This is a genomic window from Streptomyces sp. NPDC051207 (genome assembly GCF_040682395.1).
GTDB lineage: Bacteria > Actinomycetota > Actinomycetes > Streptomycetales > Streptomycetaceae > Streptomyces.
This window is the reverse complement of the sequence record NZ_JBFBAX010000008.1, coordinates 107,598-126,179: the sequence shown is the minus strand read 5'-3', so window position 1 is coordinate 126,179 and position 18,582 is coordinate 107,598. Positions and strand designations below refer to the sequence as shown.

The 18,582-nt window shown below is 71.1% G+C and carries 21 protein-coding genes and 1 tRNA gene; 5 read left to right on the top strand and 17 right to left on the bottom strand.

From position 1 onward, the window contains the following. Positions 1-6: 6 nt before the first annotated feature. From AB0M97_RS10955 to AB0M97_RS10945, 3 genes are read right to left on the bottom strand one after another with little or no spacing between them, the layout of a single operon-like run. On the bottom strand, positions 7-1,092 hold the full coding sequence (locus tag AB0M97_RS10955) for an ATP-binding cassette domain-containing protein (RefSeq protein WP_365960467.1): 1,086 nt from the start codon (positions 1,090-1,092) through the stop codon (positions 7-9). Positions 1,093-1,097: 5 nt separating this feature from the next. Next, entirely contained in the window at positions 1,098-1,862 is a 765-nt protein-coding gene (locus AB0M97_RS10950) for an ABC transporter permease (RefSeq protein WP_365960572.1), read from the bottom strand. 46 nt (positions 1,863-1,908) lie between these two features. Further along, positions 1,909-2,709 carry an ABC-2 family transporter protein gene (locus tag AB0M97_RS10945; RefSeq protein ID WP_365960466.1) on the bottom strand — a complete coding sequence of 267 codons (801 nt, stop codon included), beginning with the start codon at positions 2,707-2,709 and terminating at the stop codon, positions 1,909-1,911. Positions 2,710-2,891: 182 nt separating this feature from the next. Here AB0M97_RS10945 and AB0M97_RS10940 point away from each other — a divergent pair, with 182 nt between their 5' ends. Beyond that, the gene (locus AB0M97_RS10940) at positions 2,892-5,339 is read left to right on the top strand and encodes a transglycosylase domain-containing protein (protein WP_365960465.1); all 2,448 of its coding nucleotides are present in this window, start codon (positions 2,892-2,894) and stop codon (positions 5,337-5,339) included. A gap of 82 nt (positions 5,340-5,421) precedes the next feature. Here AB0M97_RS10940 and AB0M97_RS10935 read toward each other — a convergent pair whose 3' ends face one another. Both AB0M97_RS10935 and AB0M97_RS10930 read right to left on the bottom strand, forming a co-directional pair. Beyond that, positions 5,422-5,769: a co-chaperone GroES gene (locus AB0M97_RS10935; protein WP_365960464.1), complete on the bottom strand. Its 348-nt coding sequence runs from the start codon at positions 5,767-5,769 to the stop codon at positions 5,422-5,424. Positions 5,770-5,829: 60 nt separating this feature from the next. Beyond that, a complete protein-coding gene (locus AB0M97_RS10930) occupies positions 5,830-6,180 on the bottom strand; it encodes a DUF3618 domain-containing protein (RefSeq protein WP_365960462.1) in 351 nt (116 codons plus the stop codon). Between the two features lie 132 nt (positions 6,181-6,312). On the opposite strand from AB0M97_RS10930, the gene bcp reads away from it, so the two are divergent. Both bcp and AB0M97_RS10920 read left to right on the top strand, forming a co-directional pair. After that, positions 6,313-6,780, top strand: coding sequence for a thioredoxin-dependent thiol peroxidase (gene bcp, locus AB0M97_RS10925; protein WP_365960461.1), 468 nt, complete (start codon positions 6,313-6,315; stop codon positions 6,778-6,780). Between the two features lie 39 nt (positions 6,781-6,819). Further along, positions 6,820-6,906 (top strand) — tRNA-Leu (locus AB0M97_RS10920). A gap of 4 nt (positions 6,907-6,910) precedes the next feature. Here AB0M97_RS10920 and rdgB read toward each other — a convergent pair. The 4 genes from rdgB to AB0M97_RS10900 form a co-directional block, all read right to left on the bottom strand. Further along, on the bottom strand, positions 6,911-7,513 hold the full coding sequence (gene rdgB / locus AB0M97_RS10915; protein ID WP_365960460.1) for an RdgB/HAM1 family non-canonical purine NTP pyrophosphatase: 603 nt from the start codon (positions 7,511-7,513) through the stop codon (positions 6,911-6,913). Between the two features lie 70 nt (positions 7,514-7,583). Then, complete coding sequence (locus tag AB0M97_RS10910; RefSeq protein WP_365960459.1) at positions 7,584-7,988, bottom strand: hypothetical protein; 405 nt, start codon at positions 7,986-7,988, stop codon at positions 7,584-7,586. A 140-nt stretch (positions 7,989-8,128) separates the two neighbouring features. After that, positions 8,129-8,866, bottom strand: coding sequence for a ribonuclease PH (rph, locus tag AB0M97_RS10905; protein WP_365960458.1), 738 nt, complete (start codon positions 8,864-8,866; stop codon positions 8,129-8,131). 95 nt (positions 8,867-8,961) lie between these two features. Next, on the bottom strand, positions 8,962-9,195 hold the full coding sequence (locus AB0M97_RS10900) for a PTS glucose/sucrose transporter subunit IIB (protein WP_365960457.1): 234 nt from the start codon (positions 9,193-9,195) through the stop codon (positions 8,962-8,964). A 170-nt stretch (positions 9,196-9,365) separates the two neighbouring features. Between AB0M97_RS10900 and AB0M97_RS10895 the strand changes: the two genes are divergently transcribed. After that, positions 9,366-10,631 carry a PTS transporter subunit EIIC gene (locus tag AB0M97_RS10895; RefSeq protein ID WP_365960456.1) on the top strand — a complete coding sequence of 422 codons (1,266 nt, stop codon included), beginning with the start codon at positions 9,366-9,368 and terminating at the stop codon, positions 10,629-10,631. Positions 10,632-10,723: 92 nt separating this feature from the next. Here AB0M97_RS10895 and AB0M97_RS10890 read toward each other — a convergent pair whose 3' ends face one another. Further along, entirely contained in the window at positions 10,724-11,476 is a 753-nt protein-coding gene (locus AB0M97_RS10890) for an MBL fold metallo-hydrolase (RefSeq protein WP_365960455.1), read from the bottom strand. 229 nt (positions 11,477-11,705) lie between these two features. On the opposite strand from AB0M97_RS10890, the gene AB0M97_RS10885 reads away from it, so the two are divergent. Next, positions 11,706-12,155, top strand: a complete 450-nt coding sequence (locus AB0M97_RS10885; RefSeq protein WP_365960454.1) for a type II toxin-antitoxin system PemK/MazF family toxin — start codon at positions 11,706-11,708, stop codon at positions 12,153-12,155. A 9-nt stretch (positions 12,156-12,164) separates the two neighbouring features. Here the strand turns inward: AB0M97_RS10885 and AB0M97_RS10880 are convergent, their stop codons facing one another. The 7 genes from AB0M97_RS10880 to AB0M97_RS10850 form a co-directional block, all read right to left on the bottom strand. After that, on the bottom strand, positions 12,165-13,115 hold the full coding sequence (locus tag AB0M97_RS10880) for a cysteine synthase (RefSeq protein ID WP_365960453.1): 951 nt from the start codon (positions 13,113-13,115) through the stop codon (positions 12,165-12,167). A 6-nt stretch (positions 13,116-13,121) separates the two neighbouring features. Next, complete coding sequence (locus tag AB0M97_RS10875; RefSeq protein WP_365960452.1) at positions 13,122-13,400, bottom strand: MoaD/ThiS family protein; 279 nt, start codon at positions 13,398-13,400, stop codon at positions 13,122-13,124. A gap of 116 nt (positions 13,401-13,516) precedes the next feature. Further along, on the bottom strand, positions 13,517-13,612 hold the full coding sequence (locus AB0M97_RS10870) for a putative leader peptide (RefSeq protein ID WP_324612360.1): 96 nt from the start codon (positions 13,610-13,612) through the stop codon (positions 13,517-13,519). A 129-nt stretch (positions 13,613-13,741) separates the two neighbouring features. Beyond that, positions 13,742-14,164 carry a M67 family metallopeptidase gene (locus AB0M97_RS10865; protein ID WP_365960451.1) on the bottom strand — a complete coding sequence of 141 codons (423 nt, stop codon included), beginning with the start codon at positions 14,162-14,164 and terminating at the stop codon, positions 13,742-13,744. Positions 14,165-14,298: 134 nt separating this feature from the next. Next, the gene (locus tag AB0M97_RS10860; RefSeq protein ID WP_365960450.1) at positions 14,299-15,729 is read right to left on the bottom strand and encodes an amino acid permease; all 1,431 of its coding nucleotides are present in this window, start codon (positions 15,727-15,729) and stop codon (positions 14,299-14,301) included. A 372-nt stretch (positions 15,730-16,101) separates the two neighbouring features. Beyond that, entirely contained in the window at positions 16,102-17,634 is a 1,533-nt protein-coding gene (locus AB0M97_RS10855; protein ID WP_365960449.1) for an alanine/glycine:cation symporter family protein, read from the bottom strand. A 326-nt stretch (positions 17,635-17,960) separates the two neighbouring features. Beyond that, positions 17,961-18,560: a DUF2017 domain-containing protein gene (locus tag AB0M97_RS10850; protein ID WP_365960448.1), complete on the bottom strand. Its 600-nt coding sequence runs from the start codon at positions 18,558-18,560 to the stop codon at positions 17,961-17,963. Between the last annotated feature and the right edge of the window lie 22 nt (positions 18,561-18,582).

Here is an 18,582-nt window from a genome sequence, read left to right as displayed (position 1 = left end):
AGCAGCCTACGAGGTCCCCGCGCCCGGCACTACGCCGTCCGCACGCCCCGCCTGCTCGACCTGCTCGGCGTCGTCGGCATGCCCCGCCTGCTCTGCGCGCTCTGTGTGCTCTGCGTGCTCCGCGTACATCTTCGCGATCACCGTCTCGATGTCCGGCTCCCGCACGGAGAGGTCGACCAGCGGGTAGCGCGCCGCGATGCCGGCGACCAGCGGCGCCGCCGACTGCGATGCCGGGAACGCCAGCCACTGCCGCGGGCCCTCCACGCGGACGACGCGGGCCGGTGCCGGCGCCTCGACGGGCGGCAGTTCCCGCTCCAGGTCGACGACCAGGGTGCGCTCGCTCCCGCCCGCCTCGTGCAGGCCGGCGAGCGGGCCGTCGTACATCAGGCGGCCGTGGTCGATGACCACCACGCGGGAGCACAACTGCTCGACGTCCTGGAGGTCGTGGGTGGTCAGCAGTACGGTCGTGCCGCGTTCGGCGTTCAGCTCCCGAAGGAAGCCCCGGACCTTCGCCTTGGAGACGACGTCCAGGCCGATGGTCGGCTCGTCCAGGTACAGCACCTCGGGATCGTGCAGCAGCGCCGCCGCGATGTCGCCGCGCATCCGCTGCCCGAGCGACAGCTGCCGCACCGGCACGTCCAGCAGCGCGGCCAGGCCGAGGAGTTCGACGCACCGGTCGAGGTTCTCGCGGTAACGCCCGTCAGGGATGCGGTACATGCGGTGCGCCAGCCGGTAGGAGTCGATGAGCGGCAGGTCCCACCACAGCGTCGTGCGCTGCCCGAACACCACCCCGATCCGGTGCGCGAGCCGCGTCCGCTCCCGGGACGGGTCGACACCGGCGACACGCAGCCGGCCCGCGCTCGGTGTGAGGATGCCCGTCAGCATCTTGATCGTGGTGGACTTCCCGGCGCCGTTCGGGCCGATGCAACCGACCATCTCGCCACGCGCCACCGTGAAGGACAGCGGGCCGACCGCCCGCACCCGCCGCCGCTCCCAGGCGAAAAAGCCCGTCCTGCGCCGTACGGCGAAGACCTTCTCGACCCCGTCGACGTCGACGAAGCCGTCCGCCCCGCCGCCCATGACACCGTCCATGCCCCTCAGCTCCCCGTGCTCCGGTACGACCGCAGCCCCGCCCGCCACGCCAGCCCCGCGAGCGCGCAGCACGCGACGGCGGCCAGCGGCGGCGTGAAGGCCACCCAGTCCGGCAGATCCAGCGGATACGGCCGCCCCAGCAGGTAGGAGGCGGGCAGCCAGTTCACGAACGCCAGCGGCAGCACGAACGTCACCGAACGCACCAGTTCCTGCCCGAACACCGTCGGCGGATACTGCAGCAGCGTCGTCCCGCCGTACGTGAACGCGTTCTGCACCTCGGAGGCGTCCTGCGCCACGAACTGGAACGCCGCGCCCGCCACGAACACCGCCGCGAAGATCCCCGCGCCGCTGGCCAGCGTCACCGGCATCAGCAGCAGCCTGCCCGCCGTCCAGTCGATGCCGGCGGGCGCCAGCGCGTAGCCGAGGACCAGCGCGCCCTGCGCGATCCGGCCGACGCGGCGCAGCGCGAACCGGTCGGCGGCGACCTGCGCGAGCACCGGCACCGGCCGCACCAGCAGCGTGTCCAGCGTGCCGTCCCGCACCCGGCGGCCCAGCCGGTCCATCGAGCCCAGCAGCAGATCGGCGATCCCGAACGACGTCGCCGACAGGCCGTACAGGAACGCCACCTCGGGCAGCGTGTAACCGCCGAGCGCGTCGACCTGCGAGAACATCAGCATGATCCCGACGAAGTCGAGACCGGTCACCAGCAGGCTGCCCAGCACGGTCATGGCGAACGAGGCGCGGTAGGTCATCGTGGAGCGGATCCACATCCCCGCGATCAGCCGGTAGGCGCGCAGCCCGGCCGTCACCCGCCCGTCAGCCACCCTGGACCACCACCCGCCGGGTCGCCGCGGCCTGCACCAGCCGCCCCGCCGCCAGCAGCGCGGCGGCCCACCCGGCCTGGAAGGCGAACGTGCCCAGCGGGTCGGCCTCCCCGAGCAGCACGTCGGCGGGCGCCTGGAGCAGCGACGACCAGGGCAGCGCCCGTACGATCTCGCCGAGCGCGCCCGGGAAGACGTTCAGCGGCAGCAGCATCCCCGAACCGAACAGCCCGATCACCATCAGCATCTGCATCACGCCGGTGCCGTCCAGCAGCCAGAACGCGCTCAGCGCCGCCAGGTAGCGGATGCCGAAGCTGACCAGCATGCCCAGCAGCACCGCGACGGCGAACGCCAGCCAGGTCACCGGCTCGTCCGGCAGCGCGGTCGGGAACAGCAGCGTCCCGGCCAGGAACGGGACCACCCCGCGGCCCAGCAGCTGGAACAGGGAGCGGCCCACGTCGGCCGCCAGCCACCACAGCTGGAGATCGGCGGGCCGGTACAGGTCGATCGCGACGTCGCCGGTGCGGATGCGTTCCGTCAGCTCCGTCTCGAAGCCGCCGCCCTGGACGGCCAGCGCCGCGAACAGCGCCTGCCCGAGCCACACGTAGGTGACCGCCTGGGCCTGGTCGTAGCCGCCGAGGTGCGGCCGCTCGTCCCACAGCGCCAGGTAGGTGTGGACCAGGATCAGCCCGAAGACGGTGTTGGTGAACACCCCGGCCGCCGTGGCCGCCCGATACGTCGCGTATCGTCGGAAACCGCCTGCTGCGACGGCCGTATACAACCGTCCCGAGCCCACACCCGCCACCCTCCTCGCCGACCGGCACACAAGCGGATGAGCCTAGTCACCGCCGACCGGGCCGGCCACGAATTTTCCGGCTGTACCGGTGGCCGGGAACGGAACGCCGGGTGCGAGAGTCTTCACCAGTGGGCGCCCAGTAGCGCACAAAGACGAACGAGGCACAGGAGTCCGTGCACGCGATGAGCGACGAGCCACAGCCACAGCAGCCGAACCCGGGCCGGCCGGCGGAGCCAGACCCGCAGGCGGCCACCCCCGAAGGGGACGGGCCCGTCCGGCCCCGGCGCACCGGCTGGCGCCGGCTGATGCCGACCTGGCGGACGGTCCTCGGCACCTTCCTCGTCGTCCTGCTGCTGCTCATCGGCGGATTCTTCCTCGGCTACTCCCTGGTGAAGATCCCGCCGGCCAACGCCCTCGCCACCAAGCAGAGCAACGTCTACCTGTACGCCGACGGCAGCCAGCTCGCCCGCGACGGCGAGGTCAACCGTGAGAACGTCTCCCTCGCCCAGGTCTCCAAGGACGCCAAGCACGCCGTACTGGCCGCCGAGGACCGGGACTTCTACTCCCAGTCCGCCGTCGACCCCAAGGCGATGCTGCGCGCCGCCTGGAACACCGCCACCGGCAAGGGCAAGCAGTCCGGCTCGACGATCACCCAGCAGTACGTGAAGAACTACTACCTCGCGCAGGAGCAGACCCTGACCCGCAAGGCGAAGGAGTTCTTCATCGCGATCAAGCTGGACCGCACCGAGACCAAGGACCAGATCCTCGAGGGCTACCTCAACACCAGCTACTTCGGCCGCAACGCCTACGGCATCCAGGCCGCCGCACAGGCCTACTACGGCGTGGACGCCACCGGTCTCGACGCGGCCCGCGGCGCCTACCTCGCCGCACTGCTGAACGCGCCCAGCGAGTACGACGTGGTCGCCCGCCCGGAGAACCGGGCCGCCGCCGAGGCCCGCTGGAACTACGTCCTGGACGGCATGGTCAAGGAGGGCTGGCTCAGCGCCACCGAGCGGGCCGGCCTGACGTTCCCGATGCCGAAGGAGACCACCGTCTCCGCGGGCCTGTCCGGGCAGCGCGGCTACGTCGTCCGCATCGTCCGCGACCACCTCGTCCAGAACAAGATCGTCGAGGAGGCGGCGCTGGACGCGGGCGGCTACCGCATCACCACCACCCTGCACAAGGACAAGCAGGACGCCTTCGTGAAGGCCGTGAACGACAAGCTGATGTCCAAGCTGGACAAGAAGAACAACAAGGTCGACACCTACGTCCGCGCGGGCGGCGCCTCCATCGACCCCAAGACCGGCAAGGTCGTCGCGATGTACAACGGCATCGACTACGTGAAGCAGTACACGCCCAACGCGACCCGCCGGGACTTCCAGGTCGGCTCCACCTTCAAGCCGTTCGTGTTCACCTCCGCCGTCGAGAACGGCTCCGTCACCCAGGACGGCCGCCCCATCACCCCCGAGACGATCTACGACGGCACCGACCGGCGCCCCGTGCAGGGCTGGTCCGGCGGCCACTACGCCCCCGAGAACGAGGACCACGTCGACTACGGCGACATCACCGTCCGCGAGGCCACCGAGAAGTCCGTCAACGCCGTGTACGCGCAGATGGCCGTCGACGTCGGCTCCGAGAAGGTCCGCCAGACCGCCGTCGACCTCGGCCTGCCCGGCACCACACCCGACCTCACGCCGTCCCCGTCCATCGCACTGGGCGTCGCCACCGCCAGCGTCCTCGACATGACGCAGGCCTACGCGACGCTCGCCAACCACGGCAGGCACGGCACGTACACGATGATCGAGAAGGTCACCAAGGACGGCCGGGACATCCTGGACCTGCCGAAGCGGCAGACCCGGCAGGCCGTCAGCCGCGAGGCCGCCGACACCACGACGGCCGTGCTGCGGAGCGTCGTGCAGAACGGCACCGCCAGCGCCGCCCAAGCCGCGGGCCGCCCCGCCGCCGGCAAGACCGGCACCGCCGAGGAGGACACGGCGGCCTGGTTCGCGGGCTACACGCCCGAACTGGTCACCGTCGTCGCCGTGATGGGCCAGGACCCCGAGACCGCCAAGCACAAGTCGCTGTACGGCGCGATGGGCCTGCCCCGCATCAACGGCGGCGGGGCGCCCACGGAGATCTGGGCGCAGTACACCGCCGACGCGCTGGAGGGCGAGCCGGTCAGGGACTTCGACCTCGAACTCCAGGAGGGCACCGGGGTGACCCGGCCCCCCACCGGCGAGGCCCCCGACCCGGGCACGGGCGACGACGGCGGCGCGGCGACGGGCGGCGAGGACACCGGCGGGCAGACGCCGGACGAGAGCGCGGGCCAGACGGACGGCGGCACCACCGACGGCGGCGCCACGACGGGCTCCCCGGGCTGGGTCGACGGCGGCACGACGGACGGCGGCACCACGACCGGCTCGGGCGGCACGACCGACGGCGGCACGACGACGGACGGCGGTACGACGGGCTCGGGCGGCACCGCCGACGGCGGCACGACGGACGGCGGCACCACGACCGGCTCCGGGGGTACGGCCGACGGCGGCACGACCGGAGACCCGGGGACGGGCGGAACGGGTGGCACGGGGGGACCGGGCTCAGGGGGCGGCGGCGGGAACGATACGGGCTGATACCCCCACAAACACGGCGGGGCATGCGAAAAGGGCCGGTGACGAGGTCACCGGCCCTCCGCACCGGAGGTCCGGGTACGGGTCAGAGGTACAGACCCGTGGAATCCTCGGACCCCTCGAACCGGTCCGCGGCCACGGCGTGCAGGTCCCGCTCGCGCATCAGCACGTACGGGACGCCGCGCACCTCGACCTCGGCCCGGTCCTCCGGGTCGTACAGCACCCGGTCGCCCGGCTCCACGGTCCGCACGTTCTGCCCCACCGCGACGACCTCGGCCCAGGCCAGCCGACGGCCGACCGCCGCGGTCGCGGGGATCAGGATGCCGCCCCCGGAACGCCGCTCGCCCTCGGTGTTGTCCTGCCGCACGAGCACGCGGTCGTGCAGCATCCGGATGGGCAGCTTGTCGTGGGTGTCGTTTCTCTTGGCGCTCACGCCACTGAACCTACCTGCCTCCGCCGCGAGCGCGCGCGGGTGGGTCGGCCGCGCCCCGGCTCAGCGCCGCCGGCGCCGGCCGCTCCGGCCGCGCCGCTGGGAGCCCACGGCGACGAGCCCGACGACACCGACGACGAGCAGCGCGACGGGCACGACCCGCTCCAGCCGGGGCGCGCCCTCCTCGTCCGTGAACCGCGACGTGATGCCGCTGACGGCGCGGTTCACGCCGACGTACGCGCGCCCGAGGGTGTTGTCGACGCTCGCGGCGACCTTCGCCTTGGCATCGCCCATGATCGTCCTGGGGTGTACGCGCACCCCGAGCTCGTCGAGGGTCTCGGCCAGCACCTCGCGGCGGCGCCTGATGTCCGCCTCGATCTGCGCCGGGGTTCTGGTGTCCGACGTGTCCGCCACCGTACGGCCTCCGAAGTCTGCTGACGCTGTTGTGGACAGTCTGTCAGCTCCGGGCCCGGCCGCGCTGTCGGCAGCCCCGGTTAGGCTCGGACCGGCACCACCCCTTCACGTACGCAAGAGGAGTCGAGACCGATGACCGAGCGCCTGGAGCCCGGGGACGTGGCCCCCGCCTTCACCCTGCCCGACGCCGACGGCAACGAGGTGTCGCTGGCCGACTACAAGGGCCGCAAGGTCATCGTCTACTTCTACCCGGCCGCGCTGACGCCGGGCTGCACGAAGCAGGCGTGCGACTTCACGGACAACCTCGACGTCCTGGGGGGCGCGGGCTACGACGTGATCGGGATCTCCCCCGACCCGCCGGAGAAGCTGGCGAAGTTCCGCGACAAGGAGTCCCTGAGGATCACCCTCCTCGCCGACCCCGACAAGAAGGTCACCGAGGCGTACGCGGCGTTCGGCGAGAAGAAGAACTACGGCAGGACGTACCTGGGCGTCATCCGCTCCACGGTCGTCGTCGACGAGGAGGGCAAGGTGGAACGGGCCCTCTACAACGTCCGCGCGACGGGCCACGTGGCCAAGATCATCAAGGATTTGGGCCTCTGAGTGCCCTGCCCGGCCAGTAGCATGGCCGGGCAGCAGCAGGCGGCCGTGGTGGAACTGGCAGTCACGCTGGGTTTAGGTCCCAGTGGGGTAACTCCCGTGAGGGTTCGAGTCCCTCCGGCCGCACCATGCTCTATCCGAGCAGCTCCCGCACCACCGGTACCAGTTCCCTGAACGCCTTGCCCCGGTGGCTGATCGCGTTCTTCTCGTCGGGGGTCAGCTGGGCGCAGGTCCGGGTGTGGCCCTCCGGCTGGAGGACGGGGTCGTAGCCGAAGCCGCCCGTGCCCTCCGGTTCCCGGCGCAGGGTGCCGCGCAGCCGGCCCTCGACCACGCGTTCCGTGCCGTCGGGCAGGGCCAGGGCCGCCGCGCAGGTGAAGTGGGCCGCGCGGTGTTCGTCGGCGATGTCGGCGAGCTGGGCCAGGAGCAGGTCCAGGTTGGCCTTGTCGTCGCCGTGGCGGCCCGACCAGCGGGCGGAGAAGATGCCGGGGGCGCCGCCGAGGACGTCGACGCAGAGGCCGGAGTCGTCGGCCACGGCCGGCAGTCCCGTGGCCTGGGCCAGGGCGTGTGCCTTGAGGAGGGCGTTCTCGGCGAAGGTGACGCCGGTTTCCTTGACGTCCGGGATGTCCGGGTAGGCGTCGGCGCCGACGAGTTCGTGCGGGAGGCCGGCGTCGGCGAGGATCGCCCGGAGTTCGATGATCTTCCCGGCGTTGCGGGTGGCGAGGATCAAGCGGGTCATGGGGTTCAGTATCCCGGCTCCGTCCCCGGCCCTGTTCCCTGCCCCGCCACCCGTGCGGTGCCCGGTGGTGTTACGGCGTGCAGACCTTCGTCAGTTCGCCCGCCGCGTCCGTGACGGGGCTGATGTCGGGGGTCTCGTCGCCGTTCTCCACGGACGTGCGGACGTTCGCCACGGCCTTGCCGAGGTCGTCGACGGCCTTGTTGACGTCGGCGTTGTCCGTGGTGTCGCCGATCTTGTCGAGGTTCTTCTCGATGGAGGCGAGGGATTCCTCGAGCTGGGTGGGGTCGTTGGAGGCGTTCTCCACGGCCTGCTGGAGTTCCGTGACGCTGTCGGCGATGGCGTCGGCGGTCTGCACGCAGCCCAGCGCCTTGTCGACGGCGTCGCAGCCGGTGGTCAGGCCGGCCGTCAGCGCGGCGGCGGCCATCGCTGCGGCGGCGACGGTGATACGGCTACGGCGGCGTCGGCTCGCGGCCATGGATGCGATCCCTCCCCTTGGGTCCGGGCCGGGCGGCCCGCTGGCCGGGCGTACGGCGGTGAGCCGCACGCCCGTGTCGGTAAGGACGCCGCGGCGGGCGGGCCGGTTGCCTGCCGCCGCGGTGCGCCTTGGGGCGCCCTTTACTTTCCGGCGACCGTATCAAGTGCCTTGCTCTGCAGCGCCGCCAGCTCCGCGCAGCCGGAGACGGCCAGGTCCAGCAGGGCGTTCAGTTCGTCCCGGGCGAAGGGCTCGGCCTCGGCGGTGCCCTGGACCTCGACGAAGCGGCCGTCGCCCGTGCAGACGACGTTCATGTCGGTGTCCGCCTTGACGTCCTCCTCGTAGCAGAGGTCGAGGAGGGGGACGCCGGCGACGATGCCCACGGAGACGGCGCTGACCGTGCCGGTGATGGGGCGGCGGCCGGCGCGGATCAGCTTCTTGGCCTGGGCCCAGGCGACGGCGTCGGCGAGGGCGACGTACGCGCCGGTGATGGCGGCGGTGCGGGTGCCGCCGTCGGCCTGGAGGACGTCGCAGTCGAGGACGACGGTGTTCTCGCCGAGTGCCTTGTAGTCGACGACGGCGCGCAGCGAGCGGCCGATGAGGCGGCTGATCTCGTGGGTGCGTCCGCCGATCTTGCCGCGGACGGATTCGCGGTCGCCGCGGGTGTTGGTGGCGCGGGGCAGCATGGCGTACTCCGCGGTGACCCAGCCCTCGCCGCTGCCCTTGCGCCAGCGGGGGACGCCTTCGGTGACGGAGGCGGTGCACAGGACCTTGGTGTCGCCGAAGGAGACGAGGACGGAGCCCTCGGCGTGCTTGCTCCAGCCGCGTTCGATGGTGATCGGGCGGAGTTGTTCGGGGGTGCGGCCGTCGATGCGTGACATGCGGACGAGCCTATCCGCACGTGCGGAAGGGGCCCTTCCCGCACCGGGAAAGGGCCCCTCGGGGGTGAAGCGGCGGGCGGGGAGGCGCCCGGGCGTCACATCATGTCTTCGATCTCCGCGGCGATCGGGTCGGCGTCGGTGCCGATGACGACCTGGACGGCGCTGCCCATCTTGACGACGCCGTGGGCTCCGGCGGCCTTGAGGGCGGTTTCGTCGACCTTGGCGGGGTCCACGACCTCGGTCCGCAGGCGGGTGATGCAGCCCTCGACCTCTTCGATGTTGTCGATGCCGCCGAGCCCGGCAACGATCTTCTCAGCCTTGCTGGCCATGTTCCTTCTCCCTGATCCGAACCGCTTTGTCGCAGTAACCCACAGTCGGCCCGTCTTCGCGAGCGGCCGACCGGTAACTGGAATCGCGGGTTCCTTATGTCGCCTTCATCGTGCTACAACAGGTCTACACCACCAAGTGGTGTAGACCTCAGACGCTGCTGGAGGAACCTGTGACCACGGCCGACGCCGCTCCCGCGGCCGAGAAGAAGAAGGGCGCCGGCGTGATGGCGGTGCTCCAGCGCATCGGGCGCAGTCTGATGCTGCCGGTGGCCGTGCTGCCCGCCGCCGCCCTGCTGGTGCGCCTCGGCAACACCGACATGCTGGGCCGCCCGGAGTTCCCGGCCGTCCTGACGAAGATCGCGGGCTTCATGGCGGCCGGCGGCAACGCGATCCTGGACAACATGGCGCTGCTGTTCGCCGTGGGCATCGCCATCGGCTTCGCCAAGAAGTCGGACGGCTCGACGGCGCTGGCGGCCGTGGTCGGCTACCTGGTCTTCAAGAACGTGCTGGCCACGTTCACCGACGAGAACCTGCCGCAGGTGGCCAAGGCCGTCGACGGCAAGGTCGTCATGGTCGACGCCCCGGTGGACGCCAAGGTCCTCGGCGGTGTGGTGATGGGCCTCGTCGTCGCCCTGCTCTACCAGCGCTTCCACCGCACCAAGCTGCCCGACTGGGCGGGCTTCTTCGGCGGCCGGCGCCTGGTGCCGATCCTGTCGGCGTTCGCGGGCCTGGTCATCGGCATCGTCTTCGGGTACATCTGGCCGGTGCTCGGCACGGGCCTGCACAATCTCGGCGAGTGGCTGGTGGGTTCGGGCGCCGTCGGCGCGGGCATCTTCGGCGTCGCCAACCGCGCGCTGATCCCGGTCGGCATGCACCACCTGCTGAACTCGTTCCCGTGGTTCCAGGCCGGTGAGTACGAGGGCAAGAGCGGTGACATCGCCCGGTTCCTGGCGGGCGACCCGAGCGCCGGGCAGTTCATGACCGGCTTCTTCCCGATCATGATGTTCGCGCTGCCCGCGGCCTGCCTCGCCATCGTGCACTGCGCGCGGCCGGAGCGCCGCAAGGTGGTCGGCGGCATGATGTTGTCGCTCGCGCTCACCTCGTTCGTCACGGGCGTCACCGAGCCGATCGAGTTCACGTTCATGTTCATCGCGCCGGTCCTGTACGCCGTCCACGCCGTCCTCACCGGCGCCTCGATGGCGCTGACCTGGGCGCTCGGCATGAAGGACGGCTTCGGCTTCTCGGCGGGCGCGGTCGACTTCTTCCTGAACCTGGGCATCGCCACCAACCCGTGGGGCCTGGCCCTGGTCGGCCTGGGCTTCGCGGCGCTCTACTACGCCGTGTTCCGGTTCGCGATCACGAAGTTCAACCTGCCCACGCCGGGCCGCGAGTCCGACGAGGAGCTGGCGGAACTGCAGAAGGCGGAGGGCAAGTAGCCCCTCGCGGCAGCCCTTGCCGTCCACGCCGAGGCCCCCGGAGACGTCAGGCTCCGGGGGCCTTCGCCGCGCCGGTGCGGCAGCGGCAGGGCTCAGATCTCGTACGTCGTCCCGGGCGCCGCCAGTTCCACCGGCCCGCCGAACACCGCGCGGGCGTCCATGAGGTTGACCTCCGGGTCGGTCCACGGCGGGATGTGGGTGAGGACCAGCCGCCGGGCGCCGGCGCGGGCGGCGGTCTCCCCCGCCTCGCGGCCGTTGAGGTGCAGGTCGGGGATGTTCTCCTTGCCGTGCGTGAACGCGGCCTCGCACAGGAACAGGTCGGCGTCGCGGGCGAGTTCGTCCAGCGCGGCGCTCACGCCCGTGTCCCCGGAGTACGTCAGCGTGCGGCCGCCGTGCTCGATGCGGATGCCGTACGCCTCGACGGGGTGGGCGACCCGCTCGGTGTGGACCGTGAAGGGGCCGATCTCGAAGGTGCCCGGCTTCACGGTGTGGAAGTCGAAGACCTCGCTCATCGAGGAGGCGGAGGGGGTGTCGGCGTAGGCGGTGGTCAGCCGGTGCTCGGTGCCCTCGGGTCCGTGGACGGGCAGCGGGGCGCACCGGCCGCCGTCGTGCCGGTAGTAGCGGGCCACGAAGTACGCGCACATGTCGATGCAGTGATCGGCGTGCAGGTGGCTGAGGAAGATCGCGTCGAGGTCGTAGAGACCGCAGTGGCGCTGCAGCTCGCCGAGGGCGCCGTTGCCCATGTCGAGGAGCAGCCGGAAGCCGTCGGCCACGACGAGGTAGCTCGAGCAGGCCGATTCCGCGGAGGGGAACGACCCCGAGCAGCCGACGACGGTGAGCTTCATGAAGCAGAAACCTCCGCTGGCGGGAACGACAGGAAATCCTGGATGGGGGCGACGGGGGTCGTGCGGTGTGCGGTCTGTCGAGCGTAAGACGCAAAACGTCCGGTCGCTCCTCCGCCAAGGGCCGTTGTGGGCGAACTCACCTGTGGTGTCACCGGTTCGGCTGGCAACGGGGCGCTTGAGGCGGGTGGGAGGCGCGCGGGAGCGGCAGGGCGCCGGTACCGTCGTCGGTATGGACACGTCCTGGTGGCCGGTGGCCGCGGTGGTGGCGCTGCTCGCGCTGGTCGCCGCGCTCGCCGACGGGTGGGGTCGGGGGCGGCGCGCGCGGCCGGGACCGGCCCGGCCGCGCCCGGCGGAGATCTGGTGGGCGCGGGTGCCGTCCACCGGGGGCGGCGAGCCGCTGGGCCCGGTGGACGCGGCGGGGACGCGCGGTGAGGACCGGCCGTGCCTGGTGCTGTCGGTGCGCGGGCGGCGCGCGGTGGTCGCGCAGATCACCAGCACGTACCGCGACGAGCTGGCCGGGGTGATCCCGCTGCCGCCGGGCTCGGTCGGCGGGGCGCAGGGCCGGGCGAGCTATCTGGAGACGGACGAGCTGCGGGACGTGCCCGTGCGGGACTTCAGCCGTCGGGTGGGGGTGATGGACCCGGTCCTGTGGGACCAGGTCCGCCACCTCGCCACATAGCTCAGAAAGCTAGGCCCACAGCTGGCCCTGGAGGGTGTCGATGGCCTCTTCGGTGGTGGCCGCCGTGTAGACGCCGGTGGAGAGGTACTTCCAGCCGCCGTCGGCGACGACGAACACGATGTCCGCGCTCTCCCCCGCCTTGAGCGCCTTCCGGCCGACGCCGATCGCGGCGTGCAGGGCGGCGCCGGTGGAGACGCCCGCGAAGATGCCCTCCTGCTGGAGGAGTTCACGGGTGCGGGTGACCGCGTCGGCGGACCCGACGGAGAACCGGGTGGTCAGGACGGAGGCGTCGTACAGCTCGGGGACGAAGCCCTCGTCGAGGTTGCGCAGGCCGTACACCAGGTCGTCGTAGCGCGGTTCGGCGGCGACGATCTTCACGTCCGGCTTCTGCTCGCGCAGGTAGCGGCCGACGCCCATCAGCGTGCCGGTGGTCCCGAGGCCGGCGACGAAGTGCGTGATCGACGGCAGGTCGGCGAGGATCTCGGGGCCGGTCGTGGCGTAGTGGGCGCCCGCGTTGTCCGGGTTGCCGTACTGGTAGAGCATCACCCAGTCGGGGTGCTCGGCCGACAGTTCCTTGGCGACCCGTACGGCGGTGTTGGAGCCGCCCGCGGCCGGGGACGAGATGATCTCCGCGCCCCACATGGTGAGCAGGTCGCGCCGCTCCTGCGAGGTGTTCTCCGGCATGACGCACACGATGCGGTAGCCCTTGAGCCGGGCCGCCATGGCGAGCGAGATGCCGGTGTTGCCGCTGGTGGGCTCCAGGATGGTGCAGCCCGGGGTCAGGCGTCCGTCCTTCTCGGCCTGCTCGATCATGTGCAGGGCCGGGCGGTCCTTGATCGAGCCCGTCGGGTTGCGGTCCTCCAGCTTGGCCCAGATGCGGACCTCGGCGGACGGCGACAGCCGCGGCAGGCGCACCAGGGGGGTGTTGCCCACCGCGGCCAGCGGGGAGTCGTAGCGCATCGGTGATCAGGCCGCGCCGCCGGCGACGGCCGGCAGGATCGTGATGTTGTCCCCGTCGGAGACCTTGGTGTTGATGCCGTCGAGGAAGCGGACGTCCTCGTCGTTCAGGTAGACGTTGACGAACCGGCGCAGCTGGTCGCCCTCCACGATGCGGGCGTGGATGCCCGTGTGCCGGGTTTCGAGGTCGGCGAACAGCTCGGCGAGGGTGTCGCCGTTGCCCTCCACCGCCTTCTGGCCGTCGGTGTACTGGCGGAGGATGGTCGGGATGCGGACCTCGATGGCCATGGCTCAGGGCTCCTGTCGGGAGGTGTGTGATCGGGGCGCGCGGCGGCGCGGGACAGCGTGGTGGTACGCAGGGTGGTGCGCCGCGGCTCACGGCCGTACGGCGGCAGGGAGCAGCGTCAACAGATGGCGCTGGCGAGCCTGCACAGGTCGACGTGCAGCCGCGCCACGAGCAGCGTGCCCGGCGTCTTCTCGCTCACGTCGTGGGAAACCATGGGCTCATCGTATCGATTCCCGGTGCCGGGCCCCGAGTGTGATCTCGCATTCCGGACGTTTTCCGACCGGAGCATGAGACGTGCGTGGTCAGCGGGGCCGAAGAGGTCCCGGAGAGGGCCGACGAGAACTCAGTAGGCCTCGACGACCTTGACCTCTTCCTCCGTCACCTCGCCCGCCACGATCCGGAACGAGCGGAACTGGAAGTCGCCGGCGCCGTCGGTGTCGGCGGTGGAGACCAGGACGTAGTGCGCGCCGGGTTCGTTGGCGTAGGAGATGTCGGTGCGGGAGGGGTAGGCCTCGGTCGCGGTGTGGGAGTGGTAGATGATCACCGGCTCCTCGTCGCGGTCGTCCATCTCGCGGTAGAGCTTGAGGAGGTCCTGCGAGTCGAACTCGTAGAAGGTGGGCGAGCGGGCCGCGTTGAGCATCGGGACGAAGCGCTCGGGGCGGCCGGATCCCACCGGGCCGGCGACGACGCCGCACGCCTCGTCGGGGTGGTCCTCGCGGGCGTGGGCGACGATCCGGTCGTAGAGGGCCTGGGTGATGGTCAGCATGGCGTCAGGATAAGCAGAAGGCGGCCCCGTACCGAGGGGTGGTACGGGGCCGCCCACATGACGGACGGGGCGGGCGGCGGGCGGGGCGGGGGCGCCACGAGTGCTCCCGCCCGGCCGGGCGTCCGGGCCGGAGATCAGACCTTCTCGAACTCCGGCTCCCGGCGCTCGGCGACCTCCGGGTTGCGCCGCTTCAGGACGAACCAGCCGACGGCCAGGGCGAGCGCCCAGCCGGCCATCACGAACAGGCAGATCCGGGAGTCGGCGTCGTAGGCGATCAGGCCGGTCACGAAGAGGAGGAAGACGATGGCGACCCAGCTGAGCTTCGCGCCGCCCGGCGCCGGGAAGGCCGAGGCGGGCAGCCGGCCGGCGTCGACCGCGCGGCGGTACAGGACGTGGCTGATCAGGATCATCAGCCAGGTCCAGATGCCGGCGGCGGTGGCGACGGAGGTGACGTAGCCGAACGCCTTCTCCGGGACGACGTAGTTGAGGACCACGCCGATGCCCATGAAGACCACGGAGGTGGCGATGCCCAGGGCCGGGGTCCTGGTGGACGACAGCCGCTGGAAGACCCGCGGGGCCTCGCCGTTGTCGGCGAGGGTGCGCAGCATGCGGCCGGTGGAGTACATGCCGGAGTTGCAGGACGACAGGGCGGCGGTCAGCACGACGAAGTTGACGATGCCGGCGCCGGCCGGGATGCCGATCTCCGCGAACGCCTTCACGAAGGGGCTCGCGCCGCCCGCGAACTCGGTCCACTTGACGACGCACAGGATGACGGTGAGGGCACCGACGTAGAACAGGGCGATGCGCCAGGGCAGGGTGTTGATCGCCTTGGGGAGGGTCTTCTCCGGGTTCTCCGACTCACCGGCGGTGACGCCGACGAGCTCGACGGCGAGGTAGGCGAACATGACGCCCTGGAGGGTCATCAGGGACGAGCCGATGCCCTTGGGGAAGAAGCCGTCGAAGGCCCACAGGTTGGAGACGGCGGCGGTGTCGCCGGCCTGGCTGAAGCCGAGGGTGAGCACGCCGAGGCCGATGACGATCATGCCGATGATGGCGGTGACCTTGACCATCGAGAACCAGAACTCGATCTCGCCGAACAGCTTCACCGAGATCAGGTTGGCCGCGAACAGCACGATCAGGAAGACCAGGGCCGTGACCCACTGCGGGATCTGCGGGAACCAGTAGTTGATGTAGATCGCGGCGGCGGTCAGCTCGGCCATGCCGGTGACCACCCACATCAGCCAGTACGTCCAGCCGGTGAAGTAGCCGAAGAACGGGCCGAGGAACTCGCGCGAGTACTCGGCGAAGGAGCCCGAGACCGGGCGGTAGAGCAGGAGCTCGCCGAGCGCCCGCATGATGAAGAAGATGATCACGCCCGCGAGGGCGTACATCAGGATCAGGCTGGGACCGGCCTTGGCGATGTTCGCCCCGGCTCCCAGGAAGAGGCCGACGCCGATGGCGCCGCCGATCGCGATCATCTGGACCTGGCGGCTGCCGAGCCCGCGCTCGTACCCCTCTTCGGTGGTGGTGCCCTGGTGTTCCTTGGCGGCCTGCGCCGATGACATGTGTGCGCCTTTCTCCATGCCGATCCGGGCCTCTCGTGGGCCTCCGGATCGGGTCTCGATCCCCCCGGACTGCTGGAGTCGTGCCTGGCCGACGGTGGTCGGCTCGGTGGCGCACCCGGCTTGCGGACAGGGGTGGCGTCCGCCGGGCGATCGTGAAGGTGTATCACGCACGTGGTGTGGTCCCGCCCGCCGCCCGTGACGCGCGCCACGGCCAGATGCGGACATACGGAACCGGGTTCGGCAAAGGTGACGGGCACGGTAACGGGATCGTTATCCGGATCTGAGCGTCCTCTGAGCGAACAACGGCCCGGGCCCGCCGGTACCGGTGACGGTACGGGCGGGCCCGGGCGGGACGCGGCCGGCGGCTGCGGGTCAGCCGGTCTTGACGTCCTCGCGGTCCTGCTCCGCGGCCCCGCCGGTGCGGCGGTCGCGGACGAACTCCAGGAAGGAGTGGAGCTCACGCTTGACCACGGGGGCCAGCAGGTACAGGCCGATGATGTTGATGACGGCGAGCATGAACAGCACGGCGTCGGCCAGGTCGATCAGCGTCTGCAGGGTGAGCAGCGAACCGGCCACCGCGAACAGCGTGTAGAGGGCCTTGTAGACCGTCTCGCTGGTCCGGCTGCGGCCGAAGAGGTACGTCCACGCCTTGAGGCCGTAGTAGCCCCAGGTCAGCACGGTGGAGATGGCGAACAGCAGCACCGCCACGGTCAGGACGTACGGGAACCAGGGCAGTACGGTCTCGAAGGCGTCCGAGGTGATGGTGACGCCGCCGATGTCCCCGCCGCCGGCCTCGCGGGCCGCGGCCCAGCTGGCCGGGTTGGCGACGACGATGGTCAGCGCGGTCATGGTGCAGATGAGGACCGTGTCGATGAACGGCTCCAGCAGGGCGACTAGGCCCTCGCTCGCGGGGTGGTTGGTCTTCACCGCGGAGTGGGCGATCGGCGCGGAGCCCAGACCGGCCTCGTTGGAGAACGCGGCGCGCTTGAAGCCGACGATCAGGGCGCCGATGATGCCGCCCGCGACACCCTCGGGGGCGAAGGCGCCCTCGACGATCTGGGCGACGGCGCCGGGCAGCTCGGTCACGTTGACGGCGAGCACGACGAGGCAGGCGGCGATGTAGATGATCGCCATGGCCGGGACCAGGCGGCTGGTGACGGAGGCGATGGAGCGGATGCCGCCGAGCAGCACGATGCCGACCAGGGCGGCGACCAGGATGCCGAAGAAGAGCGCGCCGGCCGAGGAGCCGAGGGCGCCGTCCTCACCGCCGGCCACGGAGACCAGCTGGGTGTAGCTCTGGTTGACCTGGAAGAGGTTGCCGCCGAAGAGGCCGAAGAACAGGATCATCACCGAGGCGAGGATCGCCAGCACCTTGCCGAGCCTGGCGCCGCGGGCGCCGAAGCGGTCGGCGAGGCCCTTGGGCAGGTAGTGCATCGGGCCGCCGGAGACGGTGCCGTCCTCGTGCACCTGGCGGTACTTCACACCGAGGGTGACCTCGACGAACTTGGTGGCCATGCCGAGCAGGCCGCACAGGATCATCCAGAAGGTGGCGCCCGGTCCGCCGATGGACACGGCGACGGCGACACCGGCGATGTTGCCGAGGCCGACGGTGCCGGAGACGGCCGCGGTCAGCGCCTGGAAGTGGTTGACCTCACCGGCCGAGCCGTGTTCGTCGTGCTTGCCGCGCACCACGTCGACGGCCAGCTTGAACCGGCGGATCTGCACGAGGCCGAACCCGAGCGTGAACACCAGGCCGGCGACGACGAGCCAGGCCACGATCAGCGGCAGCTCGGTTCCCCCGACGGGGACGGAGTAGAAGACGATCTCGCCGAGTGTGGTGGCGACCGGTTCGAAGAATCCACTGACGGCGTCGTCAATGGACGTGGTGACGGAGTCGAGTGACATCGAGCTACCTCGGGGGGCGGGGAGGTGCTGGCGTGGCTCAGCACTACGGGGGTGCGGCAGGGAGGGCGAACACCGTTGTCCGTCGGGCGCGGGGGGAACGTGGTCCGCGGACTCGGACCAGTACGGGTGTCCGCCGGTGAAGACGGCTCCTCCAGCACGGCGAGGGGTGGTGCCGCGCGGGAGTTGCCCGTTCTTACCACGCCGTTTGCCGAGTCTTTAGTGACGGCCGTCACGGAAACCGCTGCCGCCCCGGAAAACCCCAGGGCCGGTGACAGGATCGTTATTCGGATCTGAGCGTCCTCTGAGCGAACACAGGGTGCGCGCTCTCACGGCATGAGCGTCGAGACCAGGGTCTCCTGGAGGCCGCCCAGCCACAGGTACGCCATCACCATCGGCTTGCGCGGGTCCTCGTCCGGGAGCCGGTAGAGCAGGTCGGTGTCGTCCTCGTCGTCGATCTCCAGCCGGGCGCCGATCGCCAGGCGCAGGTCGTTGAGCGCGCCGAGCCACTGCTGCGACTCCCGCTCCGACAGCTTCAGCACGGCCCCGCCGTCCCCGGCCAGCGCGTCCAGGGAGCGGATCACCGCGAGGGCGTTCTCGCGCTTGCCGGCCCGCAGGTCGTTCTCGGTGTAGCGGCGGAACTCGGCGGAGTACTCCCGCCGCTCCTCGGCGTCCCGCGGAGAGGCGGGCGGCTGCTCGGGGTCGACATAGGCGTCCGGGAAGAGCCGGCGCAGCACCGGGTCGGCGGGCGGCTCGCTCGGCCCGTCGGCGAACAGCTCGGCGAGCGGGTCGCCCTGCGCGTCCTCGGCGGGGCCGGGACCGATCAGCTCCAGGAGCTGCACGGCCAGCGACCGGATGATGGAGATCTCGACGTCGTCGAGGGCGACGGCCGCGCCGCCGCCGGGGAGCGGTTCGAATTGTCCGGGCATGGAGTCTTTTCGCTGGTGGGCG